Here is a 22,522-nt window from a genome sequence, read left to right as displayed (position 1 = left end):
GCGATATATTAAGGTAAAAAAATACTTAACAGCATTTTGATTTGGTCACAGTTTGTACTATAGCTGAAAAATAAGTGTTTAGAATTTCTATTGTCTTTTCGTCTATACAATAGCAGATAGCGTTTCCAGAAATGTTACCTTTTATAATTCCTGCGTTTTTCAATTCTTTTAAATGCTGAGAAACTGTTGGTTGGGCTAAAGGCAATTCGTTCACGATATCTCCACAGATGCACTCATTGACTTTCATCAAATACTCGATAATTGCTATTCGCGCAGGATGTCCTAATGCTTTTGCAATTGTTGCAATTTGGTTTTGTTTGTCCGTAAAATGCTCAGTCTTAGTTGCCCCCATATTTCATTATTTTATATTGCAATATTACGATGTACTTTTGAAATACAAAATAAAAATCATTTAATTTTTTATTGATTTTAAGTTGAGCCTAATTTTATAGATAATTAATATGTTATGATAATCATAGAATTTTAAAGGTTTCTTTACCTCTTTCTGTTTATGACAGAAACCTTTTCAACATTATTATTGGAGCTTACTGCTAAGAAACTATTATACAAAATACGATTATCAATGGTTCTTTCTCTTACATAGTCTCTATGCTTATTAATTTTCATTTGTTCCTCTTTTTCAATTTTGTATTGAATTACCAATTTACTTCTAATTTCAGGAAGATTTTCAAGTTTCTTATCAAACTCTACAATTTTATCTTCTGTACTTTTGGATTGAACTTCTATTTCTGCAACATTAACTCCTTTTTCAGCTAATAATTCTACTGTTTTTTGAACTTCAGCTTTAGCCAAGTCAATCGTTTTCTGATAAGATGGAAGTTGATTTTTCCAGTAATCAGTATTTCCATCAACATTTTTAGAATAACCTAAGATTCTGTTATATGACTCTTCAGCTTTGGTGACCATCTCCTTTACTTTTAGGAAGTCATTGTGTTTTCTGAGTACAAATGCAATGTCTGCAAGATGTTTATTTTTTTCAATTTCAATTTTCTTCTTTAAGAGTTCTATTTCAATATTTGCTCTCGTTTCCGGATCAGTAATAATAGAGGTCTTGAGTTCTTGGGTACTTATGTCAGAAATATCTAATACATTCGCTCCTTTCTTCATCGCTTCTAAATATCTTGCTTGTTTAGACTGTAACTTTTGTAGCATAAACACATCGATACTATCATTAGTGAGCATAAAATTGATTCTCACGTTTTCAAACTTGTTGCCCTGTCTCCAAGCACGACCTTCAACTTGTCTCAAGGTTGTAAAATTATAGGGAAGAGAAAGCATATACAGATCGGTCGTATTTTCCTGAAGGTTCATTCCTTCCTGAATGGCTTCACTGCCAATGATGATTTTAATTTTTCCGGAATTAAAATCATCCTGAATTTTCAATCTGTTTGGTTTGCTCGTTGCTCCTGTAATGACACCCACTTCTTCTGGTTTATAACCAACTTCTATTACAAGATACTCCTTAATTTTAGGGAACTCTGAAACTGCTAACTCAGAATAAATGATCTGGCCTGCATCGGGAATATCATTTCTATTCTGCCGTATCAGATTCATTGTATCAATAAGCTTTGGAGAATTTTCAATAAATTCTTTTACTGAAGGTAATTCTCCATCATAATATGGTGACAGATATGGTGAAATTGCAATAAGCCTCGCATTTAGTATGTGAGTTAAAATTGCTCCCTTTTGAGTTTCTTCAAAATTTTCTTTCAGTAAATCATACTGTTCTTGAGTTAAATCATTCTGCTCAATTTTATACTCTTTATTGATTTTCGTAGGACGAATCAGTTCAGGGTTATCATCTTCTCCTTTTATATCAATAAACTCAGACAAAAGCTGTTGAAACAAAGAATTATTTTTAAACCTCCGAACATTGGCCTTGAACTTTACATCTCCTATAGCATCAATTTCCATATCAGTATCCGCCTCCATAAAGGTTTCAAAGAAGTTGTTGACATTAAAGTAGCCAGATTCTTCCAACCTCTTATTGGCAATCAATGAAAGAATTGAATAATACTCCAGAGGCTTATTGGTAAAAGGCGTAGCTGAAAGTAACGTAACATTTCTGCCATTGTATTTATCCTGTATATATTGCGAAGCCATCCAAGTATTGATCCCAAGTTTGGAAGTCTGTTGATTTTGGCTTCTAAAATCGGATGCAAATCTTCGATCCTCAATTCTTACTTTTCCCACAATATGATTGGCGTTGTGAACTTCATCAAAAGTTAGATGATCAAAACCAAAATCTTCCCAGTCGTGGATTTTTCCACGTTTCATTTTGCCCTCCAGCTCCCTCTCTTTTTCTAATTCTATCTGAAAATCTCGCTCGCTGATGGAGTTCACACTTCTTAGTTCACTCTCTGAGATGTACGAAAACTTTGCGGCTAAATCTTGAGTAATATTTTCTGAAAAACCAATATTGTTAAAACCTTCATAAGTAACGATTGTGATTTCTCCATCTCTGTTATCAAATTTGGAAAGATCATAATCCTTTCCAAGATTGCCCAGCACATTTAGTTTTGCCTTCGGAACAGTTTCAAAAATTGTTTCTATCCATTGTTTTAAAATACTGTCGTTGGGTACAACAATCAAAGGTCTTTTAGCGTTTCCACGCTCCATCGCTTCGTGCATTGACAATATTCCAGAAAGTGTTTTTCCAAAACCAACTTCGTGAGCAAGCAACCCAACTCCCTTTGTTGTTAATCTTCCGATTCCCGCTTTTTGAACTTCAGTCAATCTAAGTTCTTTTCCTTTAAAATTCTGATAGATTTTCGAAAACAATGGGAATTTGGAATAATCCGGAACGTAAATGCTATTGAAGTTTCTATTAAATTCTTTTACAAAACGTTCTCTCAATTCATCAGATAATTCTTCACGAATGAATTTTTGAAACAGATCATTAGCTGCAGCTTTACGCCTTTCACGAACCAAAGCATTTCGTTCCTTGTCACTTCCAGTAACTGTTTCATTATCTACGAAACTTTTGACCTCCCAAGCTGAAGAACCTGCAAACGCATCACTTGATAAATCTCCTACAAAATCTTTAAACTTTTCTGCAAGATTGTAATCTACAATTACAGTTTCGACCAGTTTTGAATTTGGGTTATATTTCTCTTTTTCTACTTGACCAAGTGCAAACTTGTGTACAAATTCGTGATTGGGACTAATGGATATGTCATCCAAAGATTTAGGAATTGGTACAACACTAAGAAGCAGATTCATTTGCTTATCATACTGATCTTCTGTTCCGCCAACAGCATACTTATCAGCAAAATCTTTTTCTAACTGCTCCAGCTTTGCATAAATATTTCCTTCTGCATAATAAAAATCGTGCATCCACTTTCCATCAATAAAATTGGCAAATTGATAGTGTTTACCATAATTATTCAAAGTCCCGTCATAATTGGTATCACGAAAAGCATCAATTTGTTCTTTGGAAATTGAACTGCTATTTTGAAGAGAAGTATTTAGAACTTCATCAGATTTGAAAAACAGATATTTTAAAACCCCTTTTTTGATTTCCGGTTTTGTCTGAGTTCTATATTCTGAGTCTTTCCTTTTTTGAGTTTGAATTATTTTTTCGGATTTATCAAAAACCTCCTTTAGCTCTTTGGAATTAAAAGATTGAGCATCTTTTTCTATCTGTTCTTTGAGCTTGGAATATTTCTCAATTTCTTTGACAATAGCCGGAGATTTAAATTTGATTTCCTTTAAGGATGAAAGAACTTCAGTGATTTTGTCTGTAACATCATTCAGTGCTACTCCGCTTTCGGTTTCATTATCTATTTCCGTTTTATCATTGACTGTATTTTTGTTTTCCGGTTCAGTATTCTCTGGAATAAAATCTTCAAACAGATTTCCAATTCTTTCTGTCTCATTTTTGTTTTGAAGCCGGTGCAGAATATGTAAAGCATTATCCAAATTGCCGTGGACATATTGCTCCATTCTCCCAAAACGATTGCTTTTTTTCCGAATTTCTCCTAAGATATTTTCTGGGTTCTTTTCAAAATAATCAGATATATCCTCAGTGATTTTTACCGATGATTTTTTAAGGATAATAATGTCAGTTTCGATCTGAGTTCCGGCAAAAGCCCCTGAAGGTAATCTGTAGGCTTTCATAATCTCTACATTTTCTAATTTCTTCTGCCTGTTCAGCCAACCTGAAGGAAGTACCATTGCCAAAACACCATTTAATTTCAAAGAATCTAAAGAACGTTTGAAAAAATAATCTTCGTACTTACTAATTTTGGGTTCTTCCCCTAATCCTTTGTATAGACCTCGATGTTCTCCATAAGGCGGATTCCCAATAACCAAGTCATACTTTTCATTATAGTCATTTGCGTCAGTTTTTTGACCTTTTTCATTAATAAATTCAGTTTCAAACGAGCGCAGATTGATGTCAGCTTCAGGATGGAAAATTTTGGCAATTTTAGCTGTAGTATCATTGATTTCAAAAGCTGTAACATTTATTTTTACAGAGAGATCTTTTATAGCATAAAGAAAACTTCCGGTTCCTACGCTTGGCTCTAGAGCTGAAATCTCTTTTTGATTTTTGAATTGGTCTTTTATAAGATTGCGAATTGCCTCCACAATCTTTGAATCCGTGTAATATTCATCAAGGATTCCACGCCCTTCCTTCGCAGTACCACCACTTTTGTATTGATTGCAAATATTTTTTACATCGTCAGAAATCTCAACATTTGGATGTAAAGTAATTTTTCTATCCTCGGAAACAAAACAAGCTGCAGAAACTACTTCTGCAACTTGTTCATTGGTCAGTTTTTGACCTTTATATTTTGAAATAAGAGAATTTAATTCCTCAATATTTTTGGAATCATCTACTCTTCTTTCGATTCTATCGGATACAATTCTCCCGGATAGGATTCCGTCCAAGGAATGTTTTCTGTCTTCATTTTCTTCAACATTTTCAGGTTGTGCTCTGTCAATGGATTCTCTTCCTGTGTTTCCAAGATCGTTCCGTTCTGACTTTTCAAGTCCATTTCCAGCATCGTTGCTGCCCAAAGTTTGTCCTCCTGAGTAATCTCCGTTTTGTTCGGATTGGCTTCTTTGGAGAGACTCTCCAGAATTTCGTTCAGAAAATTTGGATCCCAAGTGCTGAGTGTCGGAAATTCTTGTTGGTCTAATGATAACTTCTGCATCCTCTGATTTTTTTGGTTCAACTAAATTAATATTTTTATTCTGAAGATTTAATTTGTTTTGTAGATATTCATTCAGATTCTTATTTGCGGTTTGGGATACCTCATACATACTTCGGATATCTTTAATATTCTTATTCTTCAGCTTCAATTCCATTAAAATTTTAAGCGTTGCAGCATCCCCTATTCTGCTTGCTTCCAAACATAAAAATATTTTCCCATCAAAATCTTTAAATCGGTTGAGAAATTTATTAGTATTACTCGCAGAATTAAGTGTAACAAGAGTTCTGTTATTGTTTTGATTATTCAACTTCAATAATTCGAGAAATGAGAGCGTATCAGTTTCCTTTTCAAATACAACAAGCTCATTCTTGCTTCCATTGATAACAGAAATATCATCTTTAAAATTTGAAGAATCCAATGACATACTCAATTGTTTTTTCTGCTTGTTACGAAGTTGTTGAACTCAAATAATTCTTTTGCCTGATCATCCCATTTTTTTCTGGGTAGCAGCTGAAGGGTTACGAAAATGTCGCTCTTCTTATTATAAGAATCAATGCGCTCCAGTCTACCATGGTAGTCTTTTTCGGCGTGTCTGTAAAAGGAATATGGTAAAATAGTATCTGTAGGATAAATGTAAAAACGCGTATAATTCCAAGGAGAGTTGATTTCAAAGCGTTTAAATTTTTTTTTGAATAATACTGTATCAGACAAATTTCTTCTGTTTCTGTAGTTGAGAATCCAATCCTTGGAAAATATAGCACCTACTTTTTTGTCCCAAACCGATAATGGTCTTTGTTTTTGAGAAACTGCTGAAAATATGATATTATTCTCTGATGGATCTACCTGGAAGTACAATGAATCTTTAATGTAGTAAGTTTGTTTATTAATTTCCGGAAACGAAGTATCGGGAACCAATTCTATCAAATGATTTTGAGAATAGTTTATTTTAGATAGATGAAAGCTTTCCATTTGGTCCAAACCTTTCGAAGCATCAAAATAGACATTGGAAATAAGATCAATCCCTCCACTTTCAGAAACGATTTCCTTGTGACAAGAACTTACTGTAAATAGAATTGCATTAAGTAGAAATATTAATTTTAGTTTCATTTCAATTGAGTTTATAAAAAAGCGGCAAATCATATTGACTTACCGCTTCCGATGGTATTATGGTAAGTAAAATTTTTATCTTTTGATGCTTTGTTCCCTAACATTGGCTTTATCGTTCTTGTTATCTTGCTCCAGGCCTTCTAAAGGTTTGTTAGTATTAAGCCTGTTCATTTCATTGTCATAAAGTTTAAGATTTCGATTTTGAGGATCCAGAACTGCTTTTCCTTCTATGACCTGATCATTCTCTTTGAATTTTACTTTTAATACATTCCCTTTTTCTAGAGATTTTATTGCGCTTTCTTTCCATTCAGGTCTGTCAAATACGAGATTAGATTTGTCAACAATCTTAGCCGTATTGACACCATAGTTTTTGTAGAAATTTTGGAAGTAATAATTTCCCTTCTCGGTCTTCGGTTCGTTGAAGTTAAATTGAACAAAAGCAGGTTCGACTTGTTGACTCTTTGGATTGAGAAACTCAATTTTCACGCTACGTCCCTCCAAAAGATTGACCGCTTCTTTTGCTGTAAAACTATTATCCCGGCTAACAGGAAAATTATGAGAGATCTCCTCACTGTTGTCATTAGTCAATTTTGCATTGTAGGAATTAAGAAAAACACCTCCGCTTTCACTTTTATTGAATTTTAATATAAAATCAACCTTATTTGCGGGTAAGGTTTTATCTGAGCTAGTCTTAATTTCAAACTCTTGCTTTTTTGAGTTGATACCTTTTTCTAAATCTTTGTGAAGTTTTTCCTCTTCTCCAAAACCGAGATATTTCATTTGGTCTTTAAGATATTTTACTTGGTCAAAGTCTTGTTGTTTTTCCATAATATTTGGGTTTTGATTGTTAAAATTTATATCATTGACTGTTAATATTCTGAATATTGATAAGTTATCTTCATCGAGATAAGTTTTTAAAATTTCTCCATTTTGTAATAATTTATAGGATTCGCCATTCCCTTGTCTTTCCAATAAGCCAAAAGCCAAGGCGTATTTATCATTCTTTGATAAGTGATGTCCGTCAAGTACATCCGGAATTTTCTCTAATTGTTTATTTGTTAATGTGTAATCTCCCTCCGTCGTTCCAAATTCTACTTTTTCTGAAAAACTCTTTCTTTGCTTATCTGTTAAGTGCAGATTTTCTAGGATAAATTCATTTTCTTTATTAATAAGTACGTAATTGAGCAGATTATTTTTTTCATCTTCAGAAAGCTTAGGGGTAAGATTATTTTGAGGTGCTTTTCCCTTCAGGTCATTTTCCACATAGGTTTTGAATTCGTTCAAACTTTTCGGTCGATCATAAAGATCTTTCATATCAGTCCAACCATTGCCAAATGAGGATGACTTATATTCTTGGGTTTGTATATCATAACTATAATAAATATTACCAGTTGGACTTTTCAGAGAACCGCTCCCATCATCGTACTCGCGCCAAATCCATCCTTCAGGAAGACCAGATGCAGGAACCAAACTTTCATCAAAGTCATCTTTTGAAAACAGGTCATCAAATTCGAAACTGTCTTCTTCCCAATCAAGTTGACTACTATTTTCCCAGCTCTTGTGAAGTTCCTCAGTGAGTGGATTAATTTCTATTCCCAATTTTCCTGCTTCAATCTCATAATTCCGGTAATGGTGGGCCTGTTGTTCATCAATTTGTGTATTGGTCATCCCCAAACTTAAATCTGTTCTTTTCTCCAATTCTTTTGCCCAAGAATCTGAAAGAAATTTTTGCTTTGAAGCTTCATCGCTAATAGTTACTTCTTTAAAGGAAGTATTATCTTGTACTATTAAAAATCTGTCATCGATTCTCTGTTTATCAAGGAATCTTACAGCTTCACTAAAGCTTTTAAAGTTTGTTTTAATCAATGCTTTACTATCTGAATTAAAAATGGAATTCACAGTAAAAGCAGATCCCTGAATCATTTGACTTTCTCTGGATTTATAGATTTGCATAAATCTTTTTTCCTGATTGGAAAACCTTCTTTCTCCATCTCTAAAAAAATTTTCGGGAGCTGTATTTTTTATTTCTTTTTCAAAATCTTTATAAGTTTTGGTTTTTGGAGTAATCACTCTGTCGAACCAGGATAATTTATTCTCCACAATTTTTAATTATTTGAGATTTTATCTTCTGAATCCTCTTCTTTTCTCCTGTTCCTCAGATTGTTCTTCCTGCTCCTTCCTGTTTCTGTTAGCATCTTCATACATATCTCTATCATTCACATTCAGTTGAATATCTGAATCACCTCCTTTTGAAAGTTGTTTTTCAGTTTCAGTAATGTGACTTACAGCGTCAATCTCTCTCGAAACAATGTTTACATCGTTTGTGATTTCCTTTGCTATTTCAGGATATTGGTCGACTTTATCTTGTAGAAAGCCTTTAAGTTTTAGCAATTCGTTTTTATAACGATTAAGTTCCTGCGCATCCTTTTTATCAGCAATGATAGCAGTAAGCTCTGTCGCATTTTTGATGAAATCAAACTCTACAACTTTTCCTGTTTCACTATCGAATACAAAAGCCTTCTTTTCAAGTGAAGGAAATTCATTTGAAAGCTCTTTAATGTCCGTATATTGAACTTTCTCTTTACTATTTTCAAGAAGTTTAGTTAGGCTTTTATCTCGTTCAAGAAAGATGACCTTCAGTTTTGTATTATCTTCTGTGAGCTGAAAAGTGGCTCTATTCTTATCATTGTCGGCAACGATGGTATATCCTTGAAGAAATTTCTGAATATCATCTTCGCTTAGCTTTTTGGAAAATGTAAAATCGTCATTGATAATTCCAAAGTTTTTAAGTTCGTCCGTTGGTAAATTGTGATTTTGCATAATGTTTAGAAGTTTAATGTTGGTTGTATGAGTTTGCTCGTGATTCATAGTAGTTGGCAATTAAATTATTGGCATTAATAAGATCATTTAGAAATCGGATGGGGTTAATGTATTTTCCATTTTCTGTCACTGAAAAATGAAGATGCGCGCCGGTAGAATTTCCGGTATTCCCACTTTTTGCAATGATGAATCCGGCTTTTACAAATTCTCCAGCTTTGTAATACATTTCTGAAAGGTGGAGATATGAGGTTATAAATGAATTAGAATGCCTGATTTTAATATAATTCCCTCCTCCACCTAAATCCCAACCCGATGCAATTACAACTCCATCTAAAACAGCATATACATTTTCATAGTTGGCTTTAAAATCTGCACCGTTGTGTAATTTATTAGCTCCAAAAATAGGATGAACCCGCCATCCGAAAGGAGAAGTAACCATCATCCTATTGTTAAGTGGCATACTTATTTTTGAGATAGATTCCTCTTCATTAACGAAATCAAACTTTTTAATACGCTTTTCTGTATTTGAATTTTCCAGATTTGTTGATTGCTTTTTATAGTTTTGTAAGAGTGAGTCATTATCGATTTTTGAGTCTGCCTTACTTTCCTCAATTCTTGATACATTGTAACGAAGCATTAATGTCTTCAGAGAATCAATCTCCTTTTTCAGATTTTTTTTAGTTGGAGCATTGAAAAGTCTGTTAATAATGCTTTTTTGCTCCTTTTCTATTTTGAAGGTAGATTGCTTCTGAAAACTTTGTTGTTCTTTAAGAATCTCGTTGGATGTAACCTTTTTAGGAGTCAGTGTATTGAACTGTGTAAAAACCAACGAATAGCAACCTAAAAACAGCACTGTTATTATATTTTTCATTTTTAATCCCACTGTATTAATCTTTAATATTTTCGTTTACGATGAGTTCCACCTCTCTATTTATTTTTCTAAAATTGGTCATCAGAACTTCTTCTTTACGATTATTGCCCTTTTTATCGACGAATGAATAGTAATTAGGCATAGCTACATAGTTTTGTTCTTCCTCCTTGATAGCTTTCATATCAAGATTGATTTTTCCTCTTATTGCAGAAGTTTTATATTCCTCACTACTGTTCTCTTCTCCTTGCGCAATCATTCCAACCATTTCACCGGTTTTGAGTGCAGCAATTTTTCCTGCAGGAATCATAAAGTCCATTTTTTCATTGATGCTGGTCGATGTTCCTTGCTGCGAAATAGATTGGGAGTAAGACTTTTGTTTAATTTTTCCGAACAATTTTTCAAGCCAATCCAAGGTATTTTTATTTCTTACAGAACCGGAAAGAACATTTCCGACAATCGCTGAAATAGTATCCGCGACTTCCTTTTTATAAAACTGTCGAAGCTGTGGAATTTCCTGAAGCCCTAATAAAACAGCTATCTTGTTACTTCTTGCTGTTGCTATTATATTGTCAATTTTATGAATGTATATTGTTGGGAATTCATCGCCAATAATTCCACCAGGTAAATTATGTTTAGAATTGATTTGGCGTAAGGTCCTATTAAGAATTGAAGAGTATAAGGCTGAATTAATGTCCTGTGTGCTCGGATCAGAAGCTAAAATCAGAATTGAAGGATTTTGCTTATCTGTTATTTTAAGCTCAACTTCATCTCCTGAGAATACCCAAAAACTCTCTTTAGTTGCCAATCGGGAAAGAAAGATTTTCAAAGTTCCAATTTGTCCTTCCAACTGATCAAAAGCCTTGTTGTCATAGGCTGTTTTGAATGGTGAAAGCAAGGAAAGAATCTCTTCATTGGTAAAAAGTGTATCAAAGATCTCTTTATAACTGCGGTTCATAAAAGATAGAATATGCGGCAGATCTGAATATTTCCCATTTTCCAACGTAGCAAAAAAGTAGACACAAGATGAAAGAAAGTTAATTGCCGATTGAGTAAAAAAAGCTTCGGAACCTCCTCCTGAGCTGGATCCTCCTTTTTGCAATGAAGAAACCATAGATTCAGCCATTTCCTGAGCTTCAGCCAATGTTTGAATGTACTTTTTATGGAACGGATTTACTCTTCTTGATTTTTCTACTTCATTAAGATTGATAATATGAAAACTGTAATTGTAATCTGATTCTCTACTTTTTTTCAATAAGTAATGATAATAAGCAATTTGCGCCAGGTCAGGAAACTTAAAATCGTAAATGCAAAGACAAAATCCTTTAGCAATCATTTGTCTAATAGATGGATTAATAACCCCAAATGATTTTCCAGAGCCAGGTACTCCGATTACAATTGTTCCTCTAAAAGGGTCGATATTAATATAGCCTTCATAGGTTTTGTTATTATATCTAAAAATATAAGGGATATTGATAGAAGTATCCGTGTTTACAAGTTCTTTGTTTTGATCAAAAGATTCTTCTTCAACATTCCATCGGTCTTTTCCCATTTTCTGCTGCATCAATTTAGAAATACTGTCTGCTCCCATCTGAAGAATAACTGCTCCTAAAAAAGAAAGAACTGCATAGATGATTTGATAAAAATTAAGCCCCGGAAAGATATGCGGAAGCTCTCTATTTCCAGCTTCATCCTGCCAGATCAAGGATGAGAAAATCATCAATAACCCTAACACTATTGGAATTCCAATCTTTGTGTATATATTAAGGTCTCTCTTCTTCTTAGCTTTTGTTCCAACAGCAACCAATCCAATCAAAACCACCGTGGCAAATTTTGCATTGATGGGAGGATAAATGAAACTCATTTTAGAGAAGTTCTTCAATAAATTGGAAACTACAGGAACATCAGCATTCAGATAAAACAGCGAAGCACAATCCAATGCAACTACAGCATAGACCACCTTTTGCAGGAATCCATAGATTTTAATTTGATGTTGTTGTTCTTGCATAGCAGTTTATTATAGTTTCATATTAATTAATGGTAAGCGGAACTTCCGCCTAGAAAGTATCAGCTTTTAGAATGTCAGAATAATTAACTTTCATTTCAATGGTTCTACCCGACAGCTGTTCTTCAATCAACCTTATCATCATTACCTTAGAATTCGGGTAAGTGAACTTTTTGAACACAAAAATATTTCTGAAATTCTTCTTGAAATGTTTTTGAGGATTCAACTGAAAAAGTGGCGTCATCTCGATGCTTTGGCTATTTGTAGCCTTATGGATTTTTTTATCCTCTATGGAAAATTTTAACGCCTCAATATCATAGCTCAGATTAGAGTTATTTTTAAAGGTCATATCAAGAAAGATGTAATCACTAATGACATACACATTGTTGAGCTGGAAACTAAGTTTGAGATTTTTCTCTTCCCTGATTGGATTACCTTCAGATTTCTTCTGAATAATTCCCATTGCAAATTTTCTGAGTTCAAGGTTAGAGAACACCATTTTATCAAATTCAATGGGCTGCATCGCTTCTGGCTGAATATGTATATTGGTAATTGTATTTAAGTTTTCAGAATGTCTGTAAACCGCTTTATACTGTGCAATAAAAGATTGCCCCACAACGGTAATAATTCCGACTTGATTTCCATTAAAAAAGATGGAGGTCTTTTTCTTTTTATCTTTTTCTTCAGATGTTTGGCTGTCTGTAATTTTGATTCTTGCAATATTGGTCGTCGGTAAATCTCCTGTCAGTTTTTCTGTAGACAGATCAACGTACTGGATAGGTTCCGGAGAAATAATATGCAGATTGACTCCCTCTGTGATTTCTATTTCTGGCAGGTCAGAAATAATTTGTTCTTTTGTTGCTGTCTGTGCATTGAGTGTAACAGTAAATAGTAAAAGTGTATATAAAAATGATTTCATTGCTTTTAAGGTTTTGGTTGGTTTTGTGACTCTTTCAATTGTTTTTCGTCAATCAGAAATACATAAGAGTTGTATTTCAATTTGGCTTTGTTGGTTTTAATGAGATTCGCAATCGATTTGGAGGTGGACGTAAATAATTTGGAACCAATGGTGGTAAAAAATCCTTCTCCTCCCATATCCATCTGTGTTCCTTGCACAGAATTGCTTCCCATTTCACGGATCATATCTCTAAAAACACTTTGTGGAACATACAATCCTTTCATACCATCAACATCGTAGATAGATAGGTTGATTGGAAAGATCTCTCCCTTAGCAAATACCGAAATGATTTTCAAGTCAACTCGCTGCATTGTAAATCCAGAAATCTGACAATATAAAATGGAACCTTTACTGATCTTTCTGTTTCCAACAAAGATGTCTTCCAGCAACCTGAATCTAATCCTGCTTCCTAAAAATCCTTTGTTGTTTTCATCGATAACAGCCTTGATAAAACTATTTTCCTTGTCTTTATAAATGGCGTTGAAGTCATTATTGATACCAGACTTACTGACGTTGAAAGTAGAGTTAAGGAACTCGTCCATCTTTTCTTTATTGGCTTTTAACTTTTGTTCAGCCGCCAGCTTGCTTTGATACTCGGGATCTCTTGCTTTCTCTAAAGAATCCATCACCAGCATTTGCTGCTTTAGATATTTTACAGGATCTTGCTGTGTATTTTGTTCTTTTGTTTTAGGCTTTATAATCTGAATATTATCTTCTGCTTTTCCGTAGGATTTGTCATTTAGCATTTTAATAATCTCAGTTGATCTTTTATAGTCCTGATCTTCTTTACCCTGCTTAGGATCATAATAGGATGATGGATTTCCTGTGGTCTCATATTGACTCTGCCTTGAATTGACAGCTTTTAAAGAATCAATCCTTCTTTTCTGAGCTAACGACAATTGGTCGTCATAGCTTAGCAGACTATCCTGTTCCTTGTCCAATCCTCCAAGCATTGTTCTGTTATCCTCCTTTTTAAAGAATGCATCATACGCATCATTTTTGGTCATAATGGAATCCTGAGATTCACCAAGTGACATAGAAAGCTCTTTCGGTTTGTCTGCAGGTTTATCTTCTTTCATAAATTGAGCACCTACATATGCAAAAAGACAAACGAACGGCAGAGCAAGGAGTGGCAGAACATATTTCTTTTCTTTAAAGTTGATTTTATTAATGTCCATTTTTTAAGTGTTGGTATTGGTTAAACAGATATTCTATTCTAAGGCTGTCATCTTTCCGTAGTTTTTGCTGATCTCTTTTTACTTTGAGTGACTGGAGTTCAACCACTATTTTTTTCATTTCCTTATCATTACTTTTTAAAGTATTTTGACCTACCGAACTTTTGGAATAAAGCACAGGAGGCTTGATTTTAAATGTCATATCAGAAGGAAAGAATATTCCTTGCACAATTGATATGATGAAGGAAACTGATAGGAAAGCCATCGAATACATAAAAAATTCCTTAGGGTTTTTGACTGTCCAGGCAAACCATTTCTGCCCAATCTTTTTAACAAAAGCATTCATTTTAATAAGAGTTTTTATTTTGGTTAGAGAGTTCTTCGTTATTGATGATCCGCCAGTTTTTAAGAAGAACACCGTGCGGATTGTTGGGACTTCGTATAATGTCATCAAAGAAACCTTCAGTAAATAATTTTCGGGTAATGACAGAAGATTTTCTGGTGATCATCTGTTTTCCGAAATACTGGAATTTCTTGTTTTCCATATTCAGAGTAATAGAATCAGTATGAATGCTGACCATTGAGCTGGAAGCAACGATCTGATTGTAAAATCCCTTTTCCCTTAGATTGGTGTATTCTTTTTTTCCACTATCATCAATGAGGTATAATGATTTTTGGATATTTTCCTTGATATAGGAGTCGTCAGGAGCCAGCGTAAAAAATAATCTGTGGAATAATTCGATTTGGGCTTTATATTCCACAGGTCTGTTCAGAAGCACATCGGTCTGCTTGGCAAGTACCGGAACTCCGTTATCAAGAATATAAATTGACTTTCTTGAATCCTGAATCATTTTGTAGGCAAATAAAAACCCTGCAATAATGATAAAGACAGCAAATACAATCGCTCCCAATGAAACCACCTTGTTGATCTTAATTCTTTGTTCTATATTTTTTATAAGCATTCTCGAATTTTTTTAGTCTGATTACTTTTTATTTTTCATTGCATCATTTACCCTCCCTGATGCAGAAGCAGCCGCCGCAGACTTCACTGCGGATGCTCCGCCTGTCTTGACCGCCAAAACCGCTGTTTTTGCACCGCTTGCAATTCTGCCTGCTGCACTTTTCATTTTGGTCATCGCCCCTGCTCCACCTGCAGTAACAATTGTGTCGGCAATGGTTGGGGTCATCAGAACTCCAATGCCTGTGACGATATAAGCCACACAGGTAAAGAGTTGATTGTAGATCATTCCGGAATTTGACACGTAAACCATTAAAGCATCCAAATTGGTAATAATTCCATTGGTTAAAAGCGTATCATATCGTTCAATCTCCATTGTATAGCCTGATGCGATCAGCTGTTGTCCAATATTGATAATAGTATAGGCAACAAAAGTGTACAGGTTGATATTGATGAATTTTGAAACCCAACTGTATAAAGAATTTTCAAATCCGGGAATCATTGACATTCCCACTGCAATAGGGCCAAGAATTATTAATATATATGCCCATATTTTTTGGATAAAGAAGATGAGATAAACACAAATTCTTAGTATGGATAAACATATAAACTCAATGACTTCTGCCACTAATTTTTGTAATTGAAACTCCATTCGGATCTGCCATTCCTTGATAGGTTGCAACAGTTTATCAATGCCTTCGCTGATATCATACCACGAATCGTCCACATCCTCGCTGGTATTATTGATTACTTCCTGCTTGGCATCCTCTTCAGCATTTAACCTGATGACTGCATCCAACAATTGCTGTTGTTTTTTGAACCTTTCAATTCTCAAATCGTTTACCTCAGATTCGATGTCACTAAAGATGGCTATCCCCGGTTCTGCAATGGCTTCAAAAGGTGCCTGAATTAGATTGACAAATCCAGTCCAGTAAATCAGTGTGAATCCAATTAAAATAGGTTTTAGCATTGGTACAATTTCCCATTCGCGATCTCCGGCTGCCATCTGCCATCCCATATATCCTAGATACATCAATGCTCCCAATCCGCCTATAGCCCGTCCTACCAAAGCTGAACCTTCCGCACTATCCTGTACACTGTTGTCCAATTTAGTAAACACCTCCATAAACCATTTTTCAAAAGCACCGTCGCCTTTTAAAAACTGCAACAGATTGCTGTAATCACTATCGGTCTGGGCAAAGCCCATTATTGGTAATCCTATTGCAAAGAGGCAAAAAAAGTATGTCAATTTTCTATTCATATTAGTATCTGTGTTTGTATTGCTGCATCACATTTTGAACAATCTGTCTATCTGAAGCAGGTGCCCATTGCGTCGGTAAAGCTGTGGGTAAATGGCTATTCAGTATATTTTTGTAATCCATAAGCAAAGTCGTTTTGTTATTATGCTTTCTTAATTCCTGAACAAATTTTCTCCATTTCATAAGCGTTTCGTGATACATTACAAAGCGTTTTCCTCTTGGCATATCCATTGAGCGGGACATAGAATACTTATCTTTAATGAGATCAAGTTCTTCCTGCAGTCTTTTCAATGTACCAGTCGTATTGAGTGTTTCATAAGTCTGCTGATCTTTCAGTCTCCATTCAATAAAATTCTGTGGTGTGTCTGGAAACTCTGTGATGGGTTTCAGCATTCGCTTGTAGTATAAAAGCCAGAGCGGGTCTGCATCGACCGTAGCAGAAGTCCAATGGGCAAGATCCTGAACACTTCTCTTATAAATTGTATCGGAAGCAGCTTTGATCTTCTTCGCTTCTTCTTCCTGAAATTTCAGTTGAGCAAATCGTATATTCTGTTCTCCGGTTGGTTTCAGAGGTCTTATATCATCACCATCTTTATAATCCCTGTTAATTTTAGGAGCCCACATTCCCCAAACTGTTGCATAAGCAAAATTGGTTTGAATACCCAGAAAATATTTAGGATAAGGACGCCAATCACCCCAGCTTTCAAAAGTCATCCTTTTATGCTGCGCAACAATTGCAGGGTCATTCAATCTTTTCACACTTTGTCCAAAGCCATTTACCGCAACTAGTAGTAAGAGAAAAAGTTTTCCTTTTTTAAGTAGATTTTCCATAGTTTTAGTTGAATAGGTGTTTGTATTTTTGAATAATATCACCGACAATCGCCTTATCGACATTGAGGTAATTTCTTAGTACAGGGACTTGGAACAGATATGGGATTTTCTTGGCATTCTCTAATCGTAAAATGATATAAAGGATATTCCCATTGATATTTCTTACCCTTGTAAAAACTTTCTCAATCAGCATTTCTCTGTCCATTGCATCCATCAGGAAATCTTTGTCTTCGTTCAAGACATCTTGGGTAACTTCCTGTTGGAGTTTAATAACCTGTTTACCAATTTCAGTATAGTACTTTGAAACCAGAACTGCATATTCAGGATGTTGTGCCGACAGATCCAGCATCTTGTTGGAATTGGTAGCAATCTTTCCTAAATACTGATACAGATAGATTAATTTCTTGCTTTGTGTAAGCGCTGAATTGACATTTTTAAGCTGCTGATAGATGTATTCCTGAATCGCAATAATTTGAGTTGTCTTGTTGTTGATTTCGTCATACAGCTCCTTTTGTTTTTCATAGGAATCCAAAAAAGCCTGCTCACTTGCCAGTCGAACACCGTGATTAAGCGTGATTTGTGATAACAGTTTATCATTGATAACAATCTGCTGGCTTTTTACTAAAATACTAGATAACGCAACGACTCCAAGTATTAATATTTTTTTCATTTTAAAAAGATTTGATGTTATTCATTATACTTTCCACAACTTGTTTATCTCTGTTGACATAGTACTGGAATGCTCTTTTGTTACGTAAGACCTTTGCTTTGATGTCCCTTATCTTTAAAAGCATATGGGTAGAGTTTCTACTTATTGCTTTGACTTCATCCAATGCATAATCCAGCAAAATTTTTCGTTCCGATTTTTCCATTTGGTTGATTGCCCCATAAGACAGGATGATTCCTGTAATTAATCGAGTGACCATTTGGAGGTCATCCACAAACTGTACTTGCGATGGCAGAACAGTTATGATTGAATATGGTGCAGTAATGATTTCATTAATAATAGTGGTCTGATTATCCGTAATCTTCGTTATCTCTCTGCTCATAGCGATTCCTGTTGGTATTGCCTGAACAGCAAATGATACAATTCGTAACCTGTCCTGTACTTTGGTAATCTTATCCTTGAAATCTTTCCATTGTGATTGATTAACTGTTTCCACAGTGGCATTTGCAGTCTGCTTCTGTCTCATTTCTTTTTGTCGGTCGTGTTCTTTCATCGCTGCATTGATCTCCAGATCCATCATTGGAAAAGAAACATTTTCCTGTTGCCACGCAGGTGTAGAACCACCGCTTGAAGAAGTGATTAAGATGTAAATAGGAATGGTCAGCATTAGAAAAATCTTTTTCATTTTTTGACTTTTAAAAATTTCTCTTGTACTTATTCATTATGTTCTCCACAATGCCTTTATCGGTATTGATGTATCCAGCAAAAGGATTGATGGAATTCCAAAATCCCAATCGATTGGCTTTTTCCAGTCTTAGCTTTATTGCCAAAAGCCATAGTTTCAGATTTTTTACATTTCCTGAGATATTATGCAGGATTTTATATCGATCTCCTGCAGTAGCCAGATTCAGTTCTCCAGATGCCAGAATATCCGTAATATCGGTGACTATTTTCAGACTTTGCTCATAGGTTTTTTGTGAAGCTTTGGTACCGAATATGGCATATTGCGGATGCTGCGAAGCCAATTGGACAACCTGAGCAGAATAATCGTAGCATTTGTTCAACTCAGTGTAGATCTGTTGTACCTGAATACCGTTTTGTAGTGTTCCGGAAACTTCTTTCAAACCTTTTAATATTTTATTCTGAATATCATTGGCGGCTACCATTTGGGTTCCGACCCAGGTTTGTGCATCCTTTAATTTTGATGTTTCTTCGATAACCTCGTTCTGCTTGGCTTTCAGATTTTCTGAATACAGAATCATTGCAGCCGTTACCGTAGGATCGATGTAGGTATTCTGTGCAAATAAAAAACTACTGAATCCTAGAAATAGGAGACTAAACTTTTTCATACAGATAATTTTTATTGATTAATTCTGAAAAACTGATTTGATGATCTTCAAGCTCCTGTGAAATGACCTTGAAAACATTTTTGCCTTTGTTCTCATTTTTCATCCTGTTGTAATAGGAAACAATCTTTTGGTCTAGAGGATTCTGATACAGATTGACCAGTGAAACAAGATTTTCAAGGTTGTCTCCAAAAATTTTTAAATCAAATACAATTTTAATAAGGGCTTCATCATAGCTTCCGTACTTCTGCACATAATACTCTACTGCTGACTTTTCAGGCTTCTCTGTTGTATAGGTAAGGTACTGCTCTATTGAAACTTCATTACCGTAAACTTCTCCTTTGGAACCACGTTTCAGATAAAATTCTTTGAATCTGCTACGTCCGAATTTGTTGTTAAGGTTGTTAATTGTGAATATCTTGTTCTGCTCCACCTTATTTAATGAAAGCAAAGCTGCAATACGGTCAAAGTTGTCCTTGAACTTGGTCTGATCAAGAAGAATAAATGTATCCGAATTGTTGATGATACTGTCTTTTACAACAGCATTGCCAATAATGTCATCCAACTCCTGTGTTACCACCACCGCTTCTCCCCAAAATTTTCTTACTGTTTTATAGAGATACAAAATATATCCACCCATCAGTTTACTTGCAATGGCTTTCCACGCTTCTTCAATGATCAGAGCTTTTCTGCGGTCTTTTCTGAGTCTCATTTTTTGGATGAACGTGTCCATTATGATGAGTGTCACGATTGGAAAAAGCTTGGGATTATCCTTAACATTATCAATCTCGAAAACGATAAATGACTCATCAAATAAAGTATTATCTGCATTTTCATTGAGCGTTGTTCCATAACGTCCACCTTTGTAAAAATCCCTCAGAACGAATAGAAAAGTTCTCAGGTTAAATTCTCTTTCTGTGATGCTGTGTTTCTTATTATTCAGATAAAGAGGAAGAAATTTGTCGCAATAGTCATAGAAACCATTAAAGGAAAGTTCTTTTGCATCCAACTTCTCTTCAAGTTCTTTGATTTTTATGATAATGGCTTTCCTAAATGATTCATCCCAGTTTTCTTCCGTTTTGTCCTTTTTGATGATTTCATTGGATCTGATAAGAATCAATTGGGTTTCATTGTAAATTCTTCTTCTCTCTTCATCACCCAGCGTTTCATAAGCTTCATAAACTGTATAAAATTTTTCATTGTCATAATCAGGATTATTGATGTTCTTGTCAGGATGATAGAATTTTAATAGTCTTCTTCCTGCATCCTTGATCTCTTCAGTACTTGCATTGAAGGCAATTCCTAAAACATCGTAGTATGTCCGCCGTTCATTAACATTACTCTCATACTGAGCGTAAATATCTTCTTCGTGAATGTTGTATTTATTCAAATAAAGAATTAACTCTTCTGAAGTTTTATTCTCATACCATTCACTTCCCGAATTAAAATATTGATGATAATAGGACATCAGCACATTGTCCAATATTGATTTCTGGGCAGATGACATTGACGCATCCGGACCTTGCCAGATAAGGAAGATCAGATTGGTCAAAAATTCTATTTTCTCAATATTGAATTCTTTCTTATCCATCAGAAAAGGATTCATTGTGATCGGCTTTTCTTCAGTGTACTGAATGTATCTCCCACCTTTGTATTTGCAGGTTCCTGAATAAGAATCTCCGGTATCGACGATGACGACATCATAATTATAGGTAAGGTACTGCTCAATTATATTATTCATTAAGAAACTCTTTCCTGAACCACTTGGTCCTAAAACAAATTTGTTTCGATTGTTAATTCTGCCAATTTTCATCGGTACGTCAGCAGGATCAACTTTTAATGGAACTCCTTGTCTGTCTGTAAACCTCAAATAGAAATTGGATTCTTCATTCAGGGGGTAACTCTCTTTAAAAAAAAAACACAAGGCCGCTTCGCTTGTCGTCATAAAAAGATCGTATTCCCTGAGCTCTGTGGCATTCCCTGGAATGGCAGACCGGAAGAGTTCCAGTTGATTGTAGGCATTCTTGGAAACGATGATCCCTTTCGTGAATAGCTTATTTTCAATCAGGGATTGTGTTCCCTCCATTTTTTCCAATGTGTCTGTTGAAAATAGTAGGGAAAAATGCGCATTGACAACCAATTGCCCATCGATAGCGATGTTATGCAGAAGAGTTTGTATTTCTTCCGCTATAATGGCATTGGAAGGAGAATTATTGGCTGCACCTTCGTGCTTTTTCTTTTTCTTGTCGAGTTCTCTCTGTTGTTGTGCCTGAAGAGGAATCGTAATTACCTGATTGTAAATGATGGTTTCGTAATCCTCCAAATCATTGATGAATGTGAAATTATCAACAGCCGTTTCTGCAGCTGCGCCATTTCCACCAAGTATGGAATAAGGCTCTATCTCAGAAGGCAGATCAATGTTTTCAACATCGACATATGAAATATTCTTAACGAACTTATTTCCTATCTGCAGATATTCATTGGTTGATTTAATATTATCAAAAGTGGGAACATCTGAAAACTGCATCGACAATACGCCGGATATATAATGTTCAAACTCCTTTTCAAATAAAAATTCTGGTTCGCAATCGCTTTGCTTCAAAAGCATAAATACCTTTTGACATTTATCACGAAGCTCTTTATAACTCTTGTCAGAGAAATGGTAGTGCTTCATTTTCTTTTTCAGCTTATCATCGACAATATCTGTGAAGAAAAGTATGGTTTCAATAGTTTTGAAAAGCCTCCCCTCAAAATGCTCCGAATACTTCTGTTGCAGAAATTGATTGGATTGTTCGGCTGTATATCTCTTTTTTGAAAAAATATCAAGCTTTTGTACGATTCTACTCTCTCCTATAATAGATACAACCTGATTTAAAACCGTGTGGAAATTCAGATAATTGTCAGGATCTGCCGAATATTGCTCAACAGGATTTTTTATTTTGATTCCGATGATAGGATTTCCGTACTGCCCAAATAAAACATCAAAGTCCCATCCGAAATCTTTTCCAATATCAAAACCGATAAAAGGAATATCAAATGCTTGTTTCTTTATTTTGGACATAACCTAAAAGTGTTTTATTGTTTATTTTTTTGGGGAAAATCAAAACTTGATCGAAGTTTTTGGTCTTAGCGTACAGACCATATTTATCCTGTCTTTTGAAGATGAAATAGACGCCTCCTCCTGTACCTGCGAGTCCTAAAAGAGAACCCAGCAATCCGAATTTGGATAATATGAGTGCTGCGATGACACCGACTCCAATGACTCCTACTGCATAAAAGATGTATTTGCCTTTAAGCCCGAAGAATACAAGGGGTTTTTTAAGCCCCTTGTAGAGATAGAACCCCATA

Annotated in this window: 18 protein-coding genes; all 18 read right to left on the bottom strand. The window is 34.9% G+C overall.

Annotated features, from left to right (window positions below; all coding sequences use genetic code 11):
* Window positions 1-25 precede the first annotated feature (25 nt).
* The 18 genes from EL165_RS23410 to EL165_RS23325 all read right to left on the bottom strand — a co-directional run bounded on the left by EL165_RS23410 (window position 26) and on the right by EL165_RS23325 (window position 22,521).
* Window positions 26-352: an ArsR/SmtB family transcription factor gene (locus EL165_RS23410; protein ID WP_002981116.1), complete on the bottom strand. Its 327-nt coding sequence runs from the start codon at window positions 350-352 to the stop codon at window positions 26-28.
* 143 nt (window positions 353-495) lie between these two features.
* The gene (locus EL165_RS23405; protein ID WP_002981117.1) at window positions 496-5,604 is read right to left on the bottom strand and encodes an Eco57I restriction-modification methylase domain-containing protein; all 5,109 of its coding nucleotides are present in this window, start codon (window positions 5,602-5,604) and stop codon (window positions 496-498) included.
* A gap of 2 nt (window positions 5,605-5,606) precedes the next feature.
* The gene (locus tag EL165_RS23400; RefSeq protein WP_002981118.1) at window positions 5,607-6,287 is read right to left on the bottom strand and encodes a hypothetical protein; all 681 of its coding nucleotides are present in this window, start codon (window positions 6,285-6,287) and stop codon (window positions 5,607-5,609) included.
* Window positions 6,288-6,362: 75 nt separating this feature from the next.
* Window positions 6,363-8,387, bottom strand: coding sequence for a hypothetical protein (locus tag EL165_RS23395; RefSeq protein ID WP_002981119.1), 2,025 nt, complete (start codon window positions 8,385-8,387; stop codon window positions 6,363-6,365).
* Window positions 8,388-8,408: 21 nt separating this feature from the next.
* On the bottom strand, window positions 8,409-9,107 hold the full coding sequence (locus EL165_RS23390; protein ID WP_027374958.1) for a hypothetical protein: 699 nt from the start codon (window positions 9,105-9,107) through the stop codon (window positions 8,409-8,411).
* 13 nt (window positions 9,108-9,120) lie between these two features.
* The gene (locus EL165_RS23385) at window positions 9,121-9,978 is read right to left on the bottom strand and encodes a M23 family metallopeptidase (protein WP_002981121.1); all 858 of its coding nucleotides are present in this window, start codon (window positions 9,976-9,978) and stop codon (window positions 9,121-9,123) included.
* A gap of 16 nt (window positions 9,979-9,994) precedes the next feature.
* Window positions 9,995-11,983, bottom strand: coding sequence for a type IV secretory system conjugative DNA transfer family protein (locus EL165_RS23380; protein ID WP_002981122.1), 1,989 nt, complete (start codon window positions 11,981-11,983; stop codon window positions 9,995-9,997).
* Between the two features lie 49 nt (window positions 11,984-12,032).
* Window positions 12,033-12,899, bottom strand: a complete 867-nt coding sequence (gene traN / locus EL165_RS23375; RefSeq protein ID WP_002981123.1) for a conjugative transposon protein TraN — start codon at window positions 12,897-12,899, stop codon at window positions 12,033-12,035.
* 5 nt (window positions 12,900-12,904) lie between these two features.
* Complete coding sequence (gene traM, locus EL165_RS23370) at window positions 12,905-14,116, bottom strand: conjugative transposon protein TraM (RefSeq protein ID WP_002981124.1); 1,212 nt, start codon at window positions 14,114-14,116, stop codon at window positions 12,905-12,907.
* Entirely contained in the window at window positions 14,106-14,459 is a 354-nt protein-coding gene (locus EL165_RS23365) for a hypothetical protein (protein ID WP_002981125.1), read from the bottom strand. The genes traM and EL165_RS23365 overlap by 11 nt, the downstream gene beginning before the upstream one ends.
* 1 nt (window position 14,460) lies before the next feature.
* Window positions 14,461-15,075: a conjugative transposon protein TraK gene (gene traK, locus EL165_RS23360; protein WP_002981126.1), complete on the bottom strand. Its 615-nt coding sequence runs from the start codon at window positions 15,073-15,075 to the stop codon at window positions 14,461-14,463.
* Between the two features lie 21 nt (window positions 15,076-15,096).
* A complete protein-coding gene (locus EL165_RS23355) occupies window positions 15,097-16,332 on the bottom strand; it encodes a TraJ family protein (RefSeq protein ID WP_029296699.1) in 1,236 nt (411 codons plus the stop codon).
* A gap of 1 nt (window position 16,333) precedes the next feature.
* Window positions 16,334-17,161, bottom strand: a complete 828-nt coding sequence (locus EL165_RS23350; protein ID WP_041461890.1) for a hypothetical protein — start codon at window positions 17,159-17,161, stop codon at window positions 16,334-16,336.
* 4 nt (window positions 17,162-17,165) lie between these two features.
* A complete protein-coding gene (locus tag EL165_RS23345) occupies window positions 17,166-17,831 on the bottom strand; it encodes a hypothetical protein (protein WP_002981129.1) in 666 nt (221 codons plus the stop codon).
* Between the two features lies 1 nt (window position 17,832).
* Complete coding sequence (locus tag EL165_RS23340) at window positions 17,833-18,513, bottom strand: hypothetical protein (protein ID WP_002981130.1); 681 nt, start codon at window positions 18,511-18,513, stop codon at window positions 17,833-17,835.
* Window positions 18,514-18,523: 10 nt separating this feature from the next.
* The gene (locus EL165_RS23335) at window positions 18,524-19,177 is read right to left on the bottom strand and encodes a hypothetical protein (protein ID WP_002981132.1); all 654 of its coding nucleotides are present in this window, start codon (window positions 19,175-19,177) and stop codon (window positions 18,524-18,526) included.
* Window positions 19,164-22,235 carry a TraG family conjugative transposon ATPase gene (locus EL165_RS23330; RefSeq protein WP_002981134.1) on the bottom strand — a complete coding sequence of 1,024 codons (3,072 nt, stop codon included), beginning with the start codon at window positions 22,233-22,235 and terminating at the stop codon, window positions 19,164-19,166. Before EL165_RS23330 ends, EL165_RS23335 begins: the two co-directional genes overlap by 14 nt.
* Window positions 22,207-22,521, bottom strand: a complete 315-nt coding sequence (locus EL165_RS23325) for a DUF4133 domain-containing protein (protein ID WP_002981136.1) — start codon at window positions 22,519-22,521, stop codon at window positions 22,207-22,209. Before EL165_RS23325 ends, EL165_RS23330 begins: the two co-directional genes overlap by 29 nt.
* Window position 22,522: the final 1 nt, after the last annotated feature.

Source organism: Chryseobacterium gleum, from assembly GCF_900636535.1.
Classification (GTDB): Bacteria; Bacteroidota; Bacteroidia; order Flavobacteriales; family Weeksellaceae; genus Chryseobacterium; species Chryseobacterium gleum.
The sequence above is the reverse complement of the archived record's forward strand: the minus strand, read 5'-3'. Positions and strand labels throughout refer to the sequence as shown.

Coding starts and splice junctions, on each gene's coding strand:
- EL165_RS23350 (WP_041461890.1), bottom strand. CDS start 17,161: ATGGAAAATCTACTTAAAAAAGGAAAACTTTTTCTCTTACTACTAGTT.
- EL165_RS23335 (WP_002981132.1), bottom strand. CDS start 19,177: ATGAAAAAGTTTAGTCTCCTATTTCTAGGATTCAGTAGTTTTTTATTT.
- EL165_RS23385 (WP_002981121.1), bottom strand. CDS start 9,978: ATGAAAAATATAATAACAGTGCTGTTTTTAGGTTGCTATTCGTTGGTT.
- EL165_RS23325 (WP_002981136.1), bottom strand. CDS start 22,521: ATGGGGTTCTATCTCTACAAGGGGCTTAAAAAACCCCTTGTATTCTTC.
- EL165_RS23380 (WP_002981122.1), bottom strand. CDS start 11,983: ATGCAAGAACAACAACATCAAATTAAAATCTATGGATTCCTGCAAAAG.
- EL165_RS23330 (WP_002981134.1), bottom strand. CDS start 22,235: ATGTCCAAAATAAAGAAACAAGCATTTGATATTCCTTTTATCGGTTTT.
- EL165_RS23355 (WP_029296699.1), bottom strand. CDS start 16,332: ATGAATAGAAAATTGACATACTTTTTTTGCCTCTTTGCAATAGGATTA.
- EL165_RS23405 (WP_002981117.1), bottom strand. CDS start 5,604: ATGTCATTGGATTCTTCAAATTTTAAAGATGATATTTCTGTTATCAAT.
- traN (WP_002981123.1), bottom strand. CDS start 12,899: ATGAAATCATTTTTATATACACTTTTACTATTTACTGTTACACTCAAT.
- EL165_RS23390 (WP_027374958.1), bottom strand. CDS start 9,107: ATGCAAAATCACAATTTACCAACGGACGAACTTAAAAACTTTGGAATT.
- EL165_RS23410 (WP_002981116.1), bottom strand. CDS start 352: ATGGGGGCAACTAAGACTGAGCATTTTACGGACAAACAAAACCAAATT.
- EL165_RS23365 (WP_002981125.1), bottom strand. CDS start 14,459: ATGAATGCTTTTGTTAAAAAGATTGGGCAGAAATGGTTTGCCTGGACA.
- EL165_RS23400 (WP_002981118.1), bottom strand. CDS start 6,287: ATGAAACTAAAATTAATATTTCTACTTAATGCAATTCTATTTACAGTA.
- traM (WP_002981124.1), bottom strand. CDS start 14,116: ATGGACATTAATAAAATCAACTTTAAAGAAAAGAAATATGTTCTGCCA.
- traK (WP_002981126.1), bottom strand. CDS start 15,075: ATGCTTATAAAAAATATAGAACAAAGAATTAAGATCAACAAGGTGGTT.
- EL165_RS23345 (WP_002981129.1), bottom strand. CDS start 17,831: ATGAAAAAAATATTAATACTTGGAGTCGTTGCGTTATCTAGTATTTTA.
- EL165_RS23340 (WP_002981130.1), bottom strand. CDS start 18,513: ATGAAAAAGATTTTTCTAATGCTGACCATTCCTATTTACATCTTAATC.